Origin of the sequence: Marinobacter fuscus (genome assembly GCF_003007675.1) — a bacterium.
Taxonomy (GTDB): Bacteria; Pseudomonadota; Gammaproteobacteria; order Pseudomonadales; family Oleiphilaceae; genus Marinobacter; species Marinobacter fuscus.
Genome location: NZ_PXNP01000053.1, coordinates 106,567 through 123,819, shown reverse-complemented (window position 1 = coordinate 123,819; position 17,253 = coordinate 106,567). Strand labels below are relative to the sequence as shown.

Annotated in this window: 17 protein-coding genes and 1 pseudogene; 8 read left to right on the top strand and 10 right to left on the bottom strand. The window is 58.4% G+C overall.

Annotation, left to right across the window (positions count from 1 at the left end; translation table 11 throughout):
- The 6 genes from tatA to ubiE all read right to left on the bottom strand — a co-directional run bounded on the left by tatA (position 1) and on the right by ubiE (position 4,148).
- Positions 1-231: a Sec-independent protein translocase subunit TatA gene (gene tatA / locus C7H09_RS08790; RefSeq protein ID WP_106762178.1), complete on the bottom strand. Its 231-nt coding sequence runs from the start codon at positions 229-231 to the stop codon at positions 1-3.
- Positions 232-317: 86 nt separating this feature from the next.
- On the bottom strand, positions 318-647 hold the full coding sequence (locus tag C7H09_RS08785) for a phosphoribosyl-ATP diphosphatase (protein ID WP_106762177.1): 330 nt from the start codon (positions 645-647) through the stop codon (positions 318-320).
- A 12-nt stretch (positions 648-659) separates the two neighbouring features.
- Positions 660-1,070: a phosphoribosyl-AMP cyclohydrolase gene (gene hisI, locus C7H09_RS08780; protein WP_106762176.1), complete on the bottom strand. Its 411-nt coding sequence runs from the start codon at positions 1,068-1,070 to the stop codon at positions 660-662.
- A 26-nt stretch (positions 1,071-1,096) separates the two neighbouring features.
- The gene (gene ubiB, locus C7H09_RS08775; RefSeq protein WP_106762175.1) at positions 1,097-2,740 is read right to left on the bottom strand and encodes a ubiquinone biosynthesis regulatory protein kinase UbiB; all 1,644 of its coding nucleotides are present in this window, start codon (positions 2,738-2,740) and stop codon (positions 1,097-1,099) included.
- On the bottom strand, positions 2,737-3,375 hold the full coding sequence (locus C7H09_RS08770) for a ubiquinone biosynthesis accessory factor UbiJ (RefSeq protein WP_106762174.1): 639 nt from the start codon (positions 3,373-3,375) through the stop codon (positions 2,737-2,739). The genes ubiB and C7H09_RS08770 overlap by 4 nt, the downstream gene beginning before the upstream one ends.
- Positions 3,375-4,148, bottom strand: a complete 774-nt coding sequence (ubiE, locus tag C7H09_RS08765; protein WP_106762173.1) for a bifunctional demethylmenaquinone methyltransferase/2-methoxy-6-polyprenyl-1,4-benzoquinol methylase UbiE — start codon at positions 4,146-4,148, stop codon at positions 3,375-3,377. The genes C7H09_RS08770 and ubiE overlap by 1 nt, the downstream gene beginning before the upstream one ends.
- A gap of 116 nt (positions 4,149-4,264) precedes the next feature.
- Here ubiE and C7H09_RS08760 point away from each other — a divergent pair, with 116 nt between their 5' ends.
- The gene (locus C7H09_RS08760; RefSeq protein WP_106762172.1) at positions 4,265-4,543 is read left to right on the top strand and encodes a polyhydroxyalkanoic acid system family protein; all 279 of its coding nucleotides are present in this window, start codon (positions 4,265-4,267) and stop codon (positions 4,541-4,543) included.
- A 3-nt stretch (positions 4,544-4,546) separates the two neighbouring features.
- Here C7H09_RS08760 and C7H09_RS08755 read toward each other — a convergent pair whose 3' ends face one another.
- Positions 4,547-5,296 carry a DUF8198 family protein gene (locus C7H09_RS08755; protein WP_106762171.1) on the bottom strand — a complete coding sequence of 250 codons (750 nt, stop codon included), beginning with the start codon at positions 5,294-5,296 and terminating at the stop codon, positions 4,547-4,549.
- A gap of 82 nt (positions 5,297-5,378) precedes the next feature.
- Complete coding sequence (locus tag C7H09_RS08750) at positions 5,379-6,302, bottom strand: alpha/beta hydrolase (protein WP_106762170.1); 924 nt, start codon at positions 6,300-6,302, stop codon at positions 5,379-5,381.
- 341 nt (positions 6,303-6,643) lie between these two features.
- Here C7H09_RS08750 and C7H09_RS08745 point away from each other — a divergent pair, with 341 nt between their 5' ends.
- The 4 genes from C7H09_RS08745 to C7H09_RS08730 all read left to right on the top strand — a co-directional run bounded on the left by C7H09_RS08745 (position 6,644) and on the right by C7H09_RS08730 (position 12,933).
- The gene (locus C7H09_RS08745) at positions 6,644-7,996 is read left to right on the top strand and encodes a WS/DGAT domain-containing protein (RefSeq protein WP_106762169.1); all 1,353 of its coding nucleotides are present in this window, start codon (positions 6,644-6,646) and stop codon (positions 7,994-7,996) included.
- 174 nt (positions 7,997-8,170) lie between these two features.
- Positions 8,171-9,271, top strand: a complete 1,101-nt coding sequence (locus C7H09_RS08740; RefSeq protein WP_106762168.1) for a porin — start codon at positions 8,171-8,173, stop codon at positions 9,269-9,271.
- 253 nt (positions 9,272-9,524) lie between these two features.
- Positions 9,525-10,685 carry a nitric oxide-sensing protein NosP gene (gene nosP / locus C7H09_RS08735; protein WP_106762167.1) on the top strand — a complete coding sequence of 387 codons (1,161 nt, stop codon included), beginning with the start codon at positions 9,525-9,527 and terminating at the stop codon, positions 10,683-10,685.
- A complete protein-coding gene (locus C7H09_RS08730) occupies positions 10,660-12,933 on the top strand; it encodes a hybrid sensor histidine kinase/response regulator (protein ID WP_420844186.1) in 2,274 nt (757 codons plus the stop codon). Before nosP ends, C7H09_RS08730 begins: the two co-directional genes overlap by 26 nt.
- 16 nt (positions 12,934-12,949) lie before the next feature.
- On the opposite strand, the gene C7H09_RS08725 is transcribed toward C7H09_RS08730, so the two are convergent.
- On the bottom strand, positions 12,950-13,627 hold the full coding sequence (locus C7H09_RS08725; protein WP_240616545.1) for a response regulator: 678 nt from the start codon (positions 13,625-13,627) through the stop codon (positions 12,950-12,952).
- 226 nt (positions 13,628-13,853) lie between these two features.
- A pseudogene (locus C7H09_RS08720) lies at positions 13,854-14,162 on the bottom strand (GTP-binding protein); the annotation flags it as partial.
- Positions 14,163-14,295: 133 nt separating this feature from the next.
- Between C7H09_RS08720 and C7H09_RS08715 the strand changes: the two are divergent.
- From C7H09_RS08715 to C7H09_RS08705, 3 genes are all read left to right on the top strand, one after another.
- Positions 14,296-14,679 (top strand): DUF1826 domain-containing protein, encoded by a 384-nt coding sequence (locus tag C7H09_RS08715; protein WP_240616541.1) that lies wholly within the window; start codon positions 14,296-14,298, stop codon positions 14,677-14,679.
- Between the two features lie 41 nt (positions 14,680-14,720).
- Positions 14,721-16,046 (top strand): hypothetical protein, encoded by a 1,326-nt coding sequence (locus tag C7H09_RS19870; protein WP_240616540.1) that lies wholly within the window; start codon positions 14,721-14,723, stop codon positions 16,044-16,046.
- An 85-nt stretch (positions 16,047-16,131) separates the two neighbouring features.
- Positions 16,132-17,253, top strand: a complete 1,122-nt coding sequence (locus tag C7H09_RS08705; protein ID WP_106762165.1) for an urease accessory protein UreE — start codon at positions 16,132-16,134, stop codon at positions 17,251-17,253.

The following is a 17,253-nucleotide window of genomic DNA, read 5'->3' as shown; positions in this document are numbered from 1 at the left end:
TCAGCTTTGTTTTTCCCGGGGCTTCTCTTCCGCTTGGGCCTGCTGTTGTTCGGCGTTTTGCTTTTCCAGCGGTTGCTGGTCGTCGGTTTTGTCTTCCTCGTCACTCATGGATTTTTTGAACCCTCGAATGGCGCCACCGAGATCCGTGCCGATGTTGCGCAGTTTCTTGGTTCCGAACAGCAGGATAACAATGCCGAGTACGATAAGGAGTTGCCAGATACTGATGCCCATGAGGGACCCTCATTCAAGTGTTGCTGATAGACTCTATTGTACGCCAACCGTGACCCCGGGCGGAAATCCACCTTGGGGGTACTCCCTTACGGCTGGCGGGATGCTTTTTCTTCCAGGCCGGACAGGTCAAACCGGCTGGCCAGTTCGTCGATAATATCTTGTGGCCCCAGCTCCAGCCGGGACAGCATCACCATGCTGTGGAACCACAGGTCGGCGGTTTCATAAACCACCGCCCGGGTGTCACCGGAGTGCTCGGCATCCTTGGCCGCCAGCAGGGTTTCGGTGCATTCCTCGCCCACCTTCTCCAGAATCTTGTTCAGGCCCTTGGCGTGCAGACTGGCTACATAGGAGGTGTCCGGATTGGCCTCCTTGCGGGCTTCCAGTACCTGGGCCAGGCGTTCGAGTACATCACTCACAGGAAAATCTCCTCACTTGCTGCCGTATAGGGTGTCCGGATCCTGCAGAACCGGATCTGTGGTTGTCCATTGGCCGTCTTGCAGGTTGCGATAAAAGCAGCTGCGCCTTCCGGTATGGCAGGCAATACCGCCTTTTTGTTCCACTTTCAGCAAAATAACATCGGCGTCGCAATCCAGCCGGATGTCTTTCAGCACTTGCTGATTGCCGGAGCTTTCGCCCTTGCGCCACAGTTTGCCGCGGGATCGTGACCAGTAAACCGCCCGGCCTTCTTCCACCGTTAACTGCAGGGATTCCCGGTTCATCCAGGCCATCATCAGAATGTCGCCGTTGTTGGCGTCCTGGGCGATGGCGGGTACCAGGCCATCGGCCGTCCAGGCTATTTCATCCAGCCACCCGGGGCTGGCGTTGGTGCTCTCTTGCATGTTTTTCGATCCAGAAATTCGATTGTTCAGCGGCTGCCCCGCAGCATTAGCACCGTGGCGCCCGCCAGCAATGCCCAGCTCCACGGGGGGAGTGCCTCGAGCCAGTCCCGGGCTTCCGGCTGGCCGCCCGCCAGTGCCGCAGCGGCCAGAATCAGGGCGATGAAGCCCCGTCGCCAGCGCCGCTCTCTGCGCTGCTGTTGCTCTTGTATCAGCGCCAGCGTAGCACGATTCTGCTCATCCGTAGGCCCGCCGGAGCGCAGTTGCAGCAGCGCATCGTGGATCAATTGTGGCATTTCCGGCGACTGTTCCAGCCAGGAGGGCAGGTGACTTTGCAGCGCTTTTACCAGCCCGGAGGGGCCGATGCGCTTGCGCATCCAGTCTTCCAGGAACGGCTGGGCGGTGCTCCACAAATCCAGATCCGGATACAGTTGGCGGCCCAGGCCTTCCACATTCAGCAGGGTTTTCTGCAGCAACACCAGTTGCGGTTGCACCTCCATGTTGAACCGCCGTGCGGTCTGGAACAGGCGCAACAGGAAGTGGCCGAAGGAAATGTCTTTCAGTGGCCGTTCAAAAATCGGCTCGCAGACCGTGCGGATCGCGGCTTCGAATTCATTCACCCGGGTGTCCGGCGGTACCCAGCCCGACTGGATATGCAGTTGGGCCACCTGTCGGTAATCCCGGCGGAAAAACGCCAGCAGGTTGCGGGCCAGATAGCTCTGGTCGTCAGGCGCCAGGGTGCCAACAATGCCAAAGTCGATGGCGATGTACTTGGGGTCGGCGGGGTTGGAAACATCCACGAAAATGTTGCCCGGATGCATGTCGGCGTGGAAAAAGCTGTCCCGGAACACCTGGGTGAAGAAGATTTCCACGCCTTTTTCGGCCAGCACTTTCATATTGACGCCCGCCTTTTTGAGCGCGGGCACATCGGCAATGGGGATGCCGTGGATACGCTCCATCACCAGCACTGATTTGCGGGTGTAGTCCCAGTCGATAAAGGGGATGTAAATTAGCGGTGAATTCTCGAAGTTGCGGCGCAACTGGCTGGCATTGGCGGCTTCCCGCTGCAGATCCAGCTCGTCGTGAATGGTGGAATCGTAGTCTGCCACCACATCGACCGGGTGCAGGCGTTTGCCTTCCGACCAGTACTTCTCCAACAACCCCGCCATCAGATACATCAGGGCCAGATCCTGGCGGATAACCCGCTCGATGCCGGGCCTGAGTACCTTCACCACCACCTTCTGGCCGGTGGGCAGGGTGGCGGCGTGAACCTGGGCCACCGACGCCGACGCCATCGGGGCCGGGCTGAATTCTGCAAACAGTTCCGAGACCGGTGCCCCCAGGGATTTTTCGATGATGCCACGCGCCTGATCATCAGGAAATGGCGGCACCCGATCCTGCAATTGTTTCAGAGCTTCAGCCATGTCGTCGGGCAGCAGGTCCCGGCGGGTGGACAGGATCTGGCCGAACTTGACGAATACCGGCCCCAGTTCTTCCAGGGCCATGCGCAGGCGATCGCCGCGGCTGGCTTTGGGGTGTGGAAACAGGTGCCAGGGTGCCAGCAGGAAGAAAACCTTGAGCGGTGTTGGCAGTTCCGACAGCGGCAGAAAGGTATCCAGCCGATAACGGCAAAATACCCAGGCTATCCGGAACAGGCGTTGCAAGCGGGTCACATGAGCTCCGTATCGTGTGGGGGGCGGGTGGCAAGCTGGTCGAGCCGTGCCTGCAACCGTTCGGTGCGCAGATGGAGTTCGTCGATTTCGCCGAAGGTGGCCTCGAGTTCCCGGCGACCGGGCAGGGCGCGGCTTTCTTCGTGCACGTATTCTTCCACGTTGGCGCTCATGGTGTTCAGCGCCTGACGGCTCCATTTCACCGCCGAGCGGATCTGTCGGCCCAGAAAGTGAGCGGGTACATCGCCCAGATGCACGGCCATGGCGGCTTCCCAGTCGGGTTGCAGCTGATTCAGGGCACGCTGCAGCTGGTGGGCCAGGGCGGTGTCGCCGTCAACGGCCAGGCGGTCATCGGCAAATACCCGGTCGTCACCCAGCGCCAGCGCCGCAAAAGCGACCGGGCGCCCGCGCAGAATCAGGCGGGCCTGTTCCGAAGGCTGGCTGCGCACTTGCACCTGCTCGCCTACCCGCAGCAGAGTCCAGTGGCTCGCCAGCGGTGCGGTCACGGTCATCTGAACATCGCCGGTGAGGGCGTCAAGCAGCGCTTTGCGACCCGCCGGGTCCAGTTCCAGAGCGCGATTCAGGGCGCTTTCGACGATGGCGGTGGCAGCCGATGCCAGGGTGGGCCCGAAGATCATCAGGGCTTGATTCCCACATGCAGAGCGACAATGCCGCCGGTCATGTTGTAGTACTTGCAGTTCACCAGCCCGGCGTCTTCCATCATGCCCTTCAGGGTTTCCTGATCCGGGTGCATACGAATAGACTCGGCCAGGTACTTGTAGCTTTCACCATCGCCGGCAAACAGCTGGCCCATGATCGGCAGGGCGTTGAACGAGTACATGTCGTAGGCTTTGCTCAGCAGTGGGTTGGTGGGTTTGGAGAATTCCAGCACCATCAGTTTGCCGCCGGGCTTGAGTACCCGGGCCATGTCGCGCAGGGCCTGATCCTTGTCGGTGACGTTGCGCAGGCCGAAGGCGATGGATACCGCCTGGAAGTTGTTGTCTGGAAATGGCAGGTGCTCGGCGTCGGCCTGCACATATTCGATATTGCCGGCATAACCCCGATCGGTGAGCCGGCTGCGGCCGACCTTGAGCATGGAGGCATTGATGTCGGCCAGCACCACCTTGCCGGCGGGGCCCACCAGGTCAGAAAACTTCATGGTTAGATCGCCGGTGCCACCGGCAATGTCCAGCACCTGGTGGCCCGGGCGTACCCCGCTCAGTTCAATGGTAAAGCGCTTCCACAGCCGGTGAATGCCCATGGACATCAGGTCGTTCATGAGGTCGTATTTGCCCGCCACACTGTGGAATACCTCGGCCACTTGCCCGGCCTTCTGGCTCTTGGGTACATTGCGGAAACCGAAGTGGGTGACGTCGTCCTGGTTGGTGCCAGGTGCTTGTTGCTCGCTCATGAGAGTTGGTCCTGTCAGAATCTGAACCCCGTATTCTATCCACTCGGGGGTTGGCTACAAGTTTATTGCCAGCTTACACTGTAAAAGACTTTCCAAATCATCGAGAAAACTGATTCATGTCTGCTATTGATATCCATCGTGCCCATTCCCTGGACAAAGAACACGCCCGCGACGCCGCGGAAACCCTGGCCAAAGATCTGTCGCAACAGTTCGACGTGAATTACCAGTGGGACGGCGATCTGCTCCGGTTCAAGCGCAGTGGAGTGAAAGGCCAGCTGGATATTTCTGAAAATGATCTGCACATTCATCTGGAGCTGGGCCTGATGCTGCGCCCCTTCAAGGCCCGGATCGAACAGGAAATCCACTCCCAGCTGGATCAGATCATCAAGGCCTGACGCTTACAGATCATCGGGCAGCACAAACGGCTGTGGCTGCCCCGCCAGGATATTTTCCATGACTTGTTGCTCCCGGCTGATCAGACGTTGAATCAGCACATCTACCCGGTTCATCTTGCGGAAGGCGCTGTAGCCCCGGTGCAGAAAGCTGTGCAAGTCGCTCAGGTCGGCCATATCTGCCGGGCCGCGCGTCATCGATAGCAGCCACCCCAGTGTCCGGTTGCGCACGTAGCGATCCAGTTGCTGGCCGGTTTCGGCTACCAGGGCCAGTTGCCGCTGGCGAACGGGCAGCTGGGTACTGGCACGGTAGGCCTGGCAGTAGCTGTCGGTGTCCAGGTTTTGGCTGCCCACGCCCTGTTGCGCCAGCCACTCGACCAGGTTCAGATCCAGGCTTTGAGTGATCAGGTTCAGCTCCACCAGCCCGGCAAAGGTGCCAATCAGTTGTTCGGGTAGCCATTTCACGATTTTCGGGAATACCCGGTCTATGTTGTCGTCCCGGCGGGTCATGCCTGCTGGAGCGTAGAGGTCGGTCAGCAGGAACTCCAGGCCGGAATGGTAGCCGGGGTGCCGGTAGAGATCCTGATGGGTTGTTTTCAGCCGTTCCGCCTGCCAGTCGGCGATCTGATGGGCCTGTTCCCGCAGCGGATGCCCGGTCTTGAGCTGGCGAAAATCGTGATATTCCAGCAACAGGCGCTTCAGCCGCCGGGCATTCTCGGAAGACACGGCGGTAGCCACCAGTCGGTCACGATACATTCAGGGGTTCCATCCTGTGGTGCGAAAAATCGCCAGTTTAGCGAAGCTCGCCTGCCGCTGCACCCGGGATTGCCGATGCAGGTCAACTCTGGGCGGCACCGCCCAGGCTTTCAAGCCCGGGAATCCATTCCTTGCTGTCCAGGGTAATAAAGTGGCTGGGTGCCTGGGTTTCAATAATGCGCATGGTGGTGGGGCTGGTACGGGCGCTGGCCAGCATGGCGCTGCGGTCGAGAATGCGGTCGGTACCGGGAATCAGAAAGGTGCCGTGGCGGACATGACGATACACCGAGGTATCGGTGCGAGCCATCCAGTCCAGAATGTTTTCGATGTTGCGGACGATGGTCAGGTGATCCCGGGTAGCGTAGAAGAGTTTGCTCAGCAGTTGCTTCTTGCGCGGATTCATCTTGCCGAAAAAGGTCTGGCCATAAGCCGACTGGGGGGCGCTGTTGATCAGCCGGATAATCCAGGGCCACATGCCATGACTGACCGGCTCCAGCAGGGTGGTCACTAGCGGGTGTAGCTTGCCCTGGGGCAACACCGGGGCCTCGAGAATGACTTCAATGCCGTCGTACAACTCGGGCTGCCGCGCAATGGCTTCCAGAATGACCGCGCCACCGCGGGAGTGACCGTGTACCCGGATGTTATCCGTGCTGGGCAGATTTTGCAGAGCCTGATTAAGAAGGCTGGCGTCGTATTCGATGGTGCCCTCGAGTTGTTCATTGGGTTGGTACCAGTCGGGCACTTCCGGCGTTACCCCGTTCACCGGAATATGGTAGTTGCTGCAAGTCAGCAAAATCAGTTCGGTGGAAGGGGCATCGTAGGCCTGGGTGAAATAGCAGTGGTTCTCCAGAAACCCGTGCACACCGATGACGGTATGCTCGGCGCTGCCACTGTGATTGCGCACCGACACCGCACCCTGGCCAAGCCGGTAAACCCGGCCGGAGAACATTTCCGAGTAGCCGCTGTCGATGGGCTTGATCAGTTTGCGAATGTGACTGGCTTTCATCTTGTACCTCCCCGGCCCCGACGGATGTTGTTATTCGCTGGCATTGCCGGTAGAGCCTTTGTACCTCGAAACTATGTCGGGGTTAGTGGCATTGCTGCCAGGTTATACGAACAACCGGAGCCAATCGCTCTGCGCCGGGTTCAGGTTATAACCAGGGCACCAGAGTATATAACCAGTATAGAAGCGAACATTTCGTCACGTGTAACTTTTTGTAGTTGTGTGCGCTGTGTCCGGGATGGAGCCGGTGTTGGGTCTCTGGCACAATGCCGGGTCGGAGTTTCGCCAGCAGGAGTGTCAGTGACAGGAGATCGTCGGGTTTGAGCCAGGAGCAATCGCATCTCATGCTGCCGTCCGATTCGGCTTGGCTGGCGCTGGAGCGGCCGGAGAACCCGATGACCATCACCATCATGTTGCGGGTGGACGGCCTGACCCCCCGGCGGTTCCGGGAATTCATGGAGGTGTACTGGCTGGCGTGGGAGCGTTTTCGTTTTCGCCCGGTCTGGCGGGCACCGGCCTGGTACTGGGAAAAAGACCTTGGTTTTTCAGCGCCCCAGCATCTGGATGTGGCGCTCGACCGGTTCGATCAGGAACAACTTCAGGCCTGGGTTTCTGAGCGGCTGAACGACCCTCTGCCACGATACCGCCCCGGCTGGAAATTCTGGCTGGCCCCGAACGCTGTTGGAGGCGCGGCACTGATCCTGCGCCTGCACCATTGTTACGCCGATGGGTTGTCCCTGTTGGGTATATTTGATCACCTGTGCCCGGCATCGCCGCGGCAGTACCCCGCGGTATACGGGCATCCGGAGACGCCCCGGGTGGAGCGCTGGCTGGGGGCAGGGCAGCAATGGCTGCAGAGCCAGCTGGGCGACCTGATGCCCGCGGAGGAACCACCGGCCTCTGGTGCCTGCAGTCCGTCGCCCGGTGGTGTTGCCGAATCAGCCCGCCGCCTGATTCAGGAACTGAGCGGTTTCATCGCGCTGCCGCCGGATTCGCCATCACAGTTGAAGCGGCCGCTGTCTGGCCAACGCCGTTGCCGCTGGTCGGCGCCGGTGCCTTTGGCCCGGTTTCGCAGCATCGCCAAAACCACCCACACCACCATCAACGACGTGCTGTTAAGCTGTGTCGCGGCGGCGGTGCGCCCCCGGCTGGGGCTGACCGGAACGCAGCTCGATGACGCTGTTATGCATGCCGCTGTGCCAGTGGACATACGTTCGACCTTACCGGTGGGTGCCCGGCCGGAGCCGGGGGAGCCTGGCAACTGCTTTGGCACGGTGTTCGTGCCCTTGCCGGTTGATGGTGAGAGCGCGTTAGAGCGACTGTTCCGCATCAAGCACGAAACCCGGAAGCTGAAAAAGAGCTGGCAGCCGGGCCTGGCCTGGGGGCTTACCAGTTGCGCCGCGCTGATTCCCGAGCCTGGCCGCAGACCACTGTCTGATCTGTTTTTCCGCAAGGCGTCGGCGGTGGTCTCGAACGTACCGGGCACGCCGGAGATTCGTTACCTGTCTGGCTGCGCCATTACCGAGCAGATGTTCTGGGTGCCTCAGGCTGGCGATATCGGGCTGGGGATCAGCATTGTCAGCTACGCCGGGCAAGTACAGTTCGGTGTGGTGGCAGACACCGCCGTGATGGACGATCCCGAGGCGTTTTTGCAGGATTGCCTGGATGAACTGGCGCAGTTTCCCGGCGAGTCGTAAGCCCAAAGTTTCATATCCGTAGCCTCCCAAATAAGCAGTTAATCTGCTCTCACGAACAATACTCCCCATCAATTCATTACCCGACCATGGCCCTAGGTGCCTGAAGGCGCCTGGGGTTCCCGGCCTGGCCTGTAGCCCCTGATCCCAGATTTCAAACAATAACCCGGGGGAACTATGAGTAAACAACTGAGAAAAACCGGCATGGGACTGGCCGTTGCCGCAGCGATTGGCGTATGTACGGGCACCCAGGCAGCGGTGACAATCTACGATCAGGATGACACGGAGTTTTCCGTGGATGGCTATTTCAACGCGTTTTATGTGAATCGCGATGACAAAGTCGCCGATGTTCGTAATTCCGATGTGAAAATGGGGTTTCTGCCCAATACCATCGGGTTTAACTTCAGCAAGGAGATGGGAGGGCTGACGCTGGGGGGCCGCTCATCGTTCTGGAGTACCATCAATGACAGCCTGCAGTCGCCCACAGATACCAGTATCGATGTACGGCAACTCTACGCCACGGTTGATGGCGGTTTTGGCCAGGTTCTGATCGGTAAGGACTTCGGCCTGTATGCCCGTTCCAATATCTTTCTTGATGAGTTATTGATGGGGTTCGGCTCTCCCGGGGCGGCGACCGGCGTTTCATTTGGCAACATCCGGGCGGGCTACCCCTATCCGAATCCATCGGCCCAGATGACTTATCGTACACCTGATATCGGTGGCTTCCAGTTCGCGGGAGGCATTCTGGAACCGGCCGACACCACCCCGGGGGCCAGCTCCGAGCAGTCTATGCCAAGATTTGAAGCGGAGCTGACCTACAGTGCGGATCTGAATGGCCTGATGGTGACAGGGTGGCTCAACGGGCGCTATCAAAGCTCCGAGAATGCCACCACAGAAATCGACAGCCAGGGCATTGGCTATGGCCTGAAAGCGGCCCTTGCAGGACTGTCGGTAACCGCCTCCGGGTTCAGCTCCAAAGGCGATGTGCCCGTGCTGATTTCGGATGCAGCGCTGGCATCGGAGGAAGATGCCAGCGGCTATCTGGTGCAGGCCTCTTACACATTGGGTGCTAACCGGCTGGTGTTGTCCTATGGCGAAACTGACTCTGATCAGGGAGATTTCGAATCGGAAAACACCTCGGTGGCGGTATTCCACGACATCAACAGCCATCTCAAATTGGTGGCGGAATACAACCTGTTTGAGCAGGTGGTGAAATCGACCAGCATGACCGCGGTCGATGCCAACACACTGGCACTCGGGGCCATCGTAACCTTCTGAGGCAGGGTCTTGAGGCAGGGGGCTGACACTCGCTGTCAGACCCCACAACGCCGCCAGCAAAGTCAGTCTCCGACTAAAGTGCCGTTTTCCCAGCAGGTTTCTCACCCGGTCTGGCCGAAGCTTAAAAAAAGGACTTAAATTCAATGGATTACAAGAATTTTGTGCCCCGATAAAGAGCACGGAAGTCGAATTCCCCTGGTCAGCGTTCGGCGTAAAATCAGTGGCATCATTCTGTTTATCGAGACCCACGGCCATGGCATCAGAGCTTCGTGAATCACCGGTGCGAGTGGCCAGTGTGAATGCCGAAGCGCCAGATCAGGCTGCCGCTGATTTGGCCCGGCAACTGAGGCACGAGCACCTGGGCTGTGTGCTCTTTTTCTGCTCGGTGGAATACGACCTGGTGAAACTCGGCCCTGCTATTCAGGCGGCGTTTAGCGGCGTAAGGGTGTACGGGTGTACGTCGGCCGGAGAAATTACCGAGCACGGCTACGGTCGTGGGTGTATCAGCGCCATTGGGTTCGACTCACGCTATTTCGCCATTGACTGTGCGTTGGTGAGTGAGCTCGACCGTTTTTCCCTGCAGCATGCCCAGCAGATCATAGACCAGCTTCTGGCGACCTGTCGGGATGCTGGGCTGGCCCCGGTCAAGGGCAATACCTTTGCCATGACCATGCTCGATGGTTTGTCGAGTCGCGAGGAACTGGTGCTGGCAACATTAAATGCCGCTCTGGGCAGTATTCCCCAGTTTGGTGGCTCGGCAGGCGATGACGAGCGCCTGGCGGACACCCATGTCTATTTCGACGGACGATTTCACAACAGCGCAGCCACGGTGATGCTGGTAAATACCCCGCTGGATTTCCGCGTGTTTTCAACTCACCACATGCAGCAGCAGACGGAAAAACTGGTGGTGACCCGTGCTTGCCCGGAAACCCGCACCGTATTCGAATTGAACGCCGAACCGGCCGCCGAGGTTTATGCCCGCACCATGGGGGTGCTGCCGGATCAGCTTGGTAGACAGGTGTTTGCGCTTAGACCTCTTGGGGTTCGGGTGGGCGGCCACTATTTTGTGCGCTCCATTCAGCGGGTGAATCCCGATGGCAGCCTGACCTTCTACTGTGCGGTAGAGACCGGCATCGTAATGACGGCTATGGCACCCGGGTCTTTGCTGGACAGTGTCCGGGCGCAGATACAGGCATCCGAAGAGGTTGTCGGTCAACCGCTGGTAACCCTGGCCTGCGACTGCTTTTTGCGACGCCTGGAAGCTGAGCTGACCGGCCAGGCAGACGCCGTATCGGAATTTCTCAGGCAACATCGCGTGATGGGCTTCAATACGTACGGTGAACAGTTCAACGGCATGCACATTAACCAGACCTTTACGGGGGTGGTCATTGGTCAACCTGAAGTCCCTGCCTGATATCGAGGCGGCCAGCCTGTCTGATGAGAAAGACCGGAAGATCGCCGCCCTGGAGGTGGAAAATCAGCGTTTGCGCAAAGTGCGGGACGCACTGATTGAGCGGGTGGAGTCTGGTGCTGGCCACAAACCAGCGCCCTACGCGGCATTCGAGCATTCGGTGGTGCTGGCGGAGCAGGTGCGGGAGCGCACGGAGGCGCTGAACCTTGCCATGGAAGAGCTGAAAGCAAGCAATAAAGCCCTGAGCCGGGCTCGGGAAGAGGCAGAGACATCCCGGCAGCGATTGAGTGATGCCATCGAAAGCATCGCCGATGGCTTTGTGCTGTTTGATCGTGAGCAAAGGCTGATTCAAACCAATAGCCGTTTTCGCAGCTACTGGCGGCATGCTGGCCTGGCGGCACCGGTGCCGGGTGCGGATATCGATACGGTTAAAGCCCTGGCTCTGAGTTCCGGATTGATTGTGGAAGAGCACAGTTATGAAGACGCAGAGGGTGCGGTGTTCCTGCTGGCTAACGGGCGCTGGGTGCAGATGACCGAGCGCCGTACCCGTGAGGGTGGGCTGGTGGTGCTGTACTCCGACATAACCGAGGTAAAAAACAGTGCCATGGCCCGGCAAATGAAGGCACTGGAAGAAAGCGAACGCTGGATCCGGGTAGTAACAGATCATGTTCCGGCACTGATTGCCTATGTGGGTGCGGACCTTTCGGTACAGTTCTGCAACCGGGTTTATGAGCAATGGTACGGCCGCGATGGCATCTCGCCGCTGGGCAGGCGGCTGGCGCAGGTTCATTCAGATGATTTTTACCAGCGCCTGCTGCCGCAAATTCTGGAAGTGCTGGATGGTCATCCGGTGACCTTCGAGTTCGAGGAAACCGGGGAGTATGGCGAACAGAGTTATATGTTGCGTTCCTATGTGCCCAATCGGGACGAAAGCGGCCAGGTTACCGGATTCTTTGTGTTGATCCGTGACATTACCGATCGCCGGAAAACCGCCATGGCACTGGAGCAAGCTTATGACGATCTGGATCGCCGGGTACGTGAGCGCACGGCGGCTTTGACCGACCTGAACCAGCAGTTACGCCAGGAAATAGCCGAGCGGGCTACCGTTGAGGCCCGGCTTCGGGATGCCAAGCAGGAAGCAGACCGGGCCAACTTGTCGAAAACCAAGTTTCTGGCAGCGGTCAGCCACGATCTTCTGCAGCCGCTCAATGCGGCACGGCTGTTTACCAGTGCCTTGCAGGAGCAGAGCTTTGGCCCCCGGGCAGAAGGGCTGGTGCGTTCGGTGAGCACGTCTCTGGATGACGTGGAAAACCTGCTGGGAACACTGGTGGATATTTCCAAGCTCGATGCGGGGGTGATCACGCCAGATCTGACTGCATTTGATCTGCGGGATCTGCTGAACAACCTGGCCCGGGAGTTTCGCCAGATGGCACTGGCAGAGGGTATTCAGTTGAGCTTTGTGCCCTGTTCTGCGGTCGTGCATTCCGACTCCCAACTGCTGGCCAGAATCCTCCGTAATTTTCTGACCAACGCCATCCGCTACACCGACAGTGGCCGGATCCTGCTTGGCTGTCGGCGTGAGCCTGGCCATGTCGTTCTGCAGGTTTGGGATACCGGGTCGGGCATACCGCAGGACAAACTGACCGAAATCTTTCAGGAATTCAAACGGATCAGGCCCAGGCGCGGGCAGGCCGATAAGGGTTTGGGGCTCGGGTTGGCGATTGTCGATAAGATTGCAGGCATGTTGGGGCATGAGGTGTCGGTATCGTCTGTGGAAGGCAAGGGTTCAGTGTTTAGTGTGCGGGTACCACTGGGCGTATTGCCGTCAGTCCGGCCTGTGCGCAGGGCGGCAAGTAAGCCGCAGCTTGGTGAGGGTTTGTCCGGGGCTCGTGTATGGGTGATTGATAACGATCTGGCCATCTGCCGGGGTATGGAAACTCTGCTGGAGGGTTGGCAGTGTCGGGTAGTCACCGCCGTGTCTGCCGAAGATCTGGCGGCGAAGACCGACGTGGCCGGGGCTCCGGTGGATCTGATCCTGGCGGACTACCACCTGGACAATGATGAAAACGGCGTGGATGCGGTGGCCTGCATCAATGGCCAGCGCGCACAGCCTGCACCGGTGCTGATGATTACCGCCAACTACAGCAATGAGTTGAAGCAGCATATCCGGGAGTTAGGCTACTTGCTGATGAACAAGCCGGTTAAGCCTTTGAAGTTGCGCAGTGTTCTTCATCATGTGATGCAGCGCTGATGGCTGCTGGCCGCCATCAGCGCTTGAGGTATTGACTGAAATCGACGTCGCCTGCCGCCAGTATGGCCTGTACCCGGTTGTGTACACCAAGTTTGCGAAGAATCGCAGAGACATGGGCTTTGACGGTGGTCTCGGCAATGTTCAGGTTGTAGGCAATCTGCTTGTTGGACTCGCCCTTGGCCATGCGCTCCAGAACCAGCAACTGGCGACGGGTGAGGGAGTTGAGTAATTCCGGAGAGATGAGATTTTCATCGTTTCGGGTTCGGCGATGGCTGCTTTCTTTGCCGGTACGAATGATATCGGACGGCAGATACACGTTGCCGTTGAGAATTTGTTGTATGGCCTCGGTCATCTGTGCCCGAGGCGAAGATTTGGTGATAAAGCCGACGGCGCCGTAGGTAATCGCCTGTAACACAATCTGCTTGTCTTCCTCGGCCGACACGATCACCACCGGAATGGTCGGGGCTTCGTTGCGAAGGGAAATCAGCCCGTTCAGACCGTGCATGCCCGGCATGTTGAGGTCGAGCAAAATCAGATCCAGATCATCGTTTTCCCGGGTGATTTCAAGGGCGCTGTCCAAATCTTCGGTTTCTATGATTTCGGTGCCTTCAAAGCCGCTGGCGATCACGTTGCTGATAGCCTCGCGAAATAACGGGTGATCATCAGCGATCAGAATTTTGTAGGCGGGCTCCATGGTTGTTTCTGCCTGTTCGTTGTCGTTTGGGTATGCAGCGTTGGTCGCATCATAGCGCCTTTCGGCAGCGGCATTAAGCGGGTTGAGCATGGAGGCCTCCTGGGCAGAGAGTCATTGGCGTGGATGTGTAGACTTTCTGGTTATTATTGTGATGGCTTCATTACACGCGATGTTGGTCTTGGGTTGAATGAGACCATCGCACCAAAAAACAGGCACCAAAGTAGTATTCCGGGTTCTCTGGCCAGTTGGTTTCCGGCACGGCTTTCCAGAACATGCCGGCAAAGCCATAACGCGCAATACCGCCTGCCTGACTCCAGCTGCCTGCGAATTCGGGGCGGGTTGCGAGCCAGAAATAACCCTTGGAGCGGATCAGTTTGCCTTTCGAGGTTCCCTCGTGCAGGAAGTCGTAGAACTTGGCGGGATGGAAAGGCCGGTGTGCGCGATACACGAAGCTTGAAATACCATACTCTTCGGTTTCAGGAATGTGCTCACCGCGCATTTCCTTAAGCCATCCGGGCGCCTGCTGAGCACGTTGCTCCTACCTTTTTCGCTATTTGCCGCATGCACGGCGCTTTACTTTAGATATGTTATAACATAACGTTTTCGACCTCGAAACGTTACCTGTGTTTAATTTCATTCCTGCATGCGGCAGGCGCGGGAGGTTGTCCATGACAGTAGAGTCCAATTCGGTTGCCAGCCCTGAGACTGTCCACGGTGGCAAACCTGAATGTCTGACAGAGATATTCCGGGATGAGGTCAATCTGGCGGTCTGGCGGCGGGAGCCGCGTACTGAATGTCTCGATTTTGCACGCCATTTCGAGGCAAAGATTTCCAGCTTCGAGCGTTTTGTGGTGCAGGAGAAAGACGAGCCCGTTGATGAGGTTCTCCCCCGTTGGGCGCTGGAATTGCCCGGCGCTCGGGCGTGGCTGGCGGATGTCAGGGAACTGATCGCCATGTATCGATGCCTGTTCGAGCCTGCCGCCGTGGGGACTCGGGTTCATGTGTTGGCTGACACCCCAAGGCTGGTTCTGGGGCTGGACTGGCTTTCCTGAAGCGCAAAAGCGCAACGTTATAACATTAAAAGGAGTTCTTGATGTCTGATCAATTCCAACCCTTCCCTTTACGAGTTCGTCCGTTGGCTGCATCGCTGATGATAGCCTCGGCAACTCTGCTGGTCGCTTGCGGCGGTAGCAGCAGCTCTGATGATGAGCATGAGCATACCGATATCGACACGGCGGGTCGTCTGGCCCTGTTCGATACCGACGCTTCGCAGCTCAAGGTGCTGAACCTCGACAACAGCGAAGTGCTTGCCTCCATGGCCATGAATGGTGAAGCGCCGAGCCTCTATGCCTCACCCGGCAACCGGTATGCCGTCGCTATCCAGCGGGGCGACGATCTGGTGTCGTTTGTTGACGGTGGGCTGTATACCGAGGACCACGGCGATCACATGCATGATTACGCAGAGACGCCGAGCATGCTGACCCTCACCCTGAACGATCACAAACCGACGCACTATTCTTCGGGTGAATCGGAAGGTGTCATTTTCTTCGACGGTGGTGAAGCCGCAAGCTCCAAAGTGACCGTGTTTTCAGATGCGACGTTGGGAAGCGGCGCCACCGTGGCGAGCCTGCAGCTGGATAACAACATGCACGGCGTTGCCAAGATGATCGATGGCCACCTGTTCGTGACCTATCGGGACAGCTCGATTGCGGACACTACTCTGCCAGCGGCCGTTGAGCGTTACCACCTGGCCGGTTCCGACTTCGAATTTGAAGAACGCTACAGCCAGGCTTGCCCGAGGCTTCATGGCGCTGCCGCCAACGCCCACAGTCTTGGCTTCGGCTGCAGTGATGGCGTTCTGGTAATTGATCTGCACGAAGCTGGTTTCCCAGCTACCAAACTGGACAACCCCGAAGGTCTGGCGGAGGGCTCCCGCATTGGAACCGTGGTTGCCAATCACGATGTTGAGGAGTTGGTCGGCATTGCCGGTGACCGCCTGTTCGTGATCCATCCGGAATCAACCACCGAGGTCTACCACGAACTGGAACTTGGCGAGGGCGTGGGCCGCCTGACCCAGGGCTTTACCACCCATGGTGAGGTCTTCTATGTGCTCGGCGATGACGGCGGCCTGCGGCTGTTTGATCCGGCCCACGACTGGGAACGGATTACTACGGCTGAGCTGATGGACGCGCCGGGTGAAGGTGACACTCTTGCTGTCGCCGTATCTGCCGCTCAGGAACGCCTGTTCGTGCTGCACAACCAGTCTGTGTATGAGGTGGATGCCACCGATGGTGATGTGATCCGAACCATCGATCTTGGCTTCAATGCTTCTGACCTTGTTTGGCTGGGCCTTGCTGAAGAGGGGCATGACCACGATCACGATGACGATCATGAAAACCACGACCACGATCAAGGATAACCACAATCTCACCAACCTGTTCTGAATCCAGCAGGGCGCGCCGACACCCGTTGGCGCGCCGTGTCGGTTTATCTCCGGAGTCACTATGTTTAAACGTTTTGCACCTTTTGCCATTCTTCCTCTGGCCATGGCTGCAGGCGGGGCAACCGCCAATGAACTCAACCCGGACGTCAGTGTGACGCTGGATGGATACTACAAACAGAATGAAACGGCCCTTTCCCACCGGGATCAGGGCTTTGGCCTCGGCCACACAGAACTGTCCCTTTCTTCCCCGATTGATGACCTGTTCTCCGGTCGACTCACCGCCGTGTTTGAAGAGCATGACGGTGAGAGTGAGGTGCTGATTGAAGAGGCGTATCTGCAGACGAATGGCTTGCCTTACGCACTGAACGTGCGGGCTGGTCGTTTCCTGTCGCAGGTTGGCTACCTGAACGGTCGTCACATGCATGAAGATGACTTTGTCGAGCGTCCTGCGGCTTATCGCGCGATGCTCGGTAGTCACTATTACGATACGGGTGCGCGCCTGAATGTGCTGTTGCCGGCGCCCTTTTTCTGGCAGGTCGGCGCAGAAGCCTTTGCTGGCGACCAGCTGACCGAGGGCGAGGAAGATATTGGCGTTTACACCGTCAATACCCGTCTCGGTGGTGACATCAGTCTGTCCCAAAGCTGGCAGCTGGGACTGTCCTGGCTTCGGAACCGCCATGCCAAATCGACGGCTACCGGGGACGGTGGTCACGACCATGATCACGAGGAAGGGCACGACCACGGCCACAGTCATGGCTCCGGCTACACCAGCGAAAACCTTTACATTGCCGATCTGGTCTGGAAGTGGTCACCCAACGGCAATACCCGTGAGCAACAACTGACGCTCAGCGGCGAATACCTCTACGGGGACGAGCTGAACCAGTTTGCGGAGTCTGACGATACCAACGAAGGCTGGTACGTGTCCGGTGTCTACCAGTTCGCCCCACAGTGGTCGGCGGGTGTTCGTTACGGTGAGGTGGATCTTCAGGAAGCCCACGGCGATCACTTTCATAGCCAGACCCTGGAAGAGACCGACGTGATGCTGTCCTGGTTCCGCTCACATTTCTCCACTGTGAGGTTGCAGTACACCCACCAGGAAGCAACCGGTTTCAGCAACGCTGACAACACCGTGATGCTGCAGTATGTGATGTCCCTTGGCGCCCACGGCGCTCATGGTTTCTGA

What these genes read in the sequence shown, in the direction of transcription:
- tatA (WP_106762178.1), bottom strand. Translation starts at nt 231, where the DNA reads ATGGGCATCAGTATCTGGCAACTCCTTATCGTACTCGGCATTGTTATC.
- hisI (WP_106762176.1), bottom strand. Translation starts at nt 1,070, where the DNA reads ATGCAAGAGAGCACCAACGCCAGCCCCGGGTGGCTGGATGAAATAGCC.
- C7H09_RS08770 (WP_106762174.1), bottom strand. Translation starts at nt 3,375, where the DNA reads ATGATCTTCGGGCCCACCCTGGCATCGGCTGCCACCGCCATCGTCGAA.
- ubiE (WP_106762173.1), bottom strand. Translation starts at nt 4,148, where the DNA reads ATGAGCGAGCAACAAGCACCTGGCACCAACCAGGACGACGTCACCCAC.
- C7H09_RS08760 (WP_106762172.1), top strand. Translation starts at nt 4,265, where the DNA reads ATGTCTGCTATTGATATCCATCGTGCCCATTCCCTGGACAAAGAACAC.
- C7H09_RS08755 (WP_106762171.1), bottom strand. Translation starts at nt 5,296, where the DNA reads ATGTATCGTGACCGACTGGTGGCTACCGCCGTGTCTTCCGAGAATGCC.
- C7H09_RS08750 (WP_106762170.1), bottom strand. Translation starts at nt 6,302, where the DNA reads ATGAAAGCCAGTCACATTCGCAAACTGATCAAGCCCATCGACAGCGGC.
- C7H09_RS08745 (WP_106762169.1), top strand. Translation starts at nt 6,644, where the DNA reads ATGCTGCCGTCCGATTCGGCTTGGCTGGCGCTGGAGCGGCCGGAGAAC.
- C7H09_RS08740 (WP_106762168.1), top strand. Translation starts at nt 8,171, where the DNA reads ATGAGTAAACAACTGAGAAAAACCGGCATGGGACTGGCCGTTGCCGCA.
- nosP (WP_106762167.1), top strand. Translation starts at nt 9,525, where the DNA reads ATGGCATCAGAGCTTCGTGAATCACCGGTGCGAGTGGCCAGTGTGAAT.
- C7H09_RS08725 (WP_240616545.1), bottom strand. Translation starts at nt 13,627, where the DNA reads ATGGAGCCCGCCTACAAAATTCTGATCGCTGATGATCACCCGTTATTT.
- C7H09_RS08715 (WP_240616541.1), top strand. Translation starts at nt 14,296, where the DNA reads ATGACAGTAGAGTCCAATTCGGTTGCCAGCCCTGAGACTGTCCACGGT.
- C7H09_RS19870 (WP_240616540.1), top strand. Translation starts at nt 14,721, where the DNA reads ATGTCTGATCAATTCCAACCCTTCCCTTTACGAGTTCGTCCGTTGGCT.
- C7H09_RS08705 (WP_106762165.1), top strand. Translation starts at nt 16,132, where the DNA reads ATGTTTAAACGTTTTGCACCTTTTGCCATTCTTCCTCTGGCCATGGCT.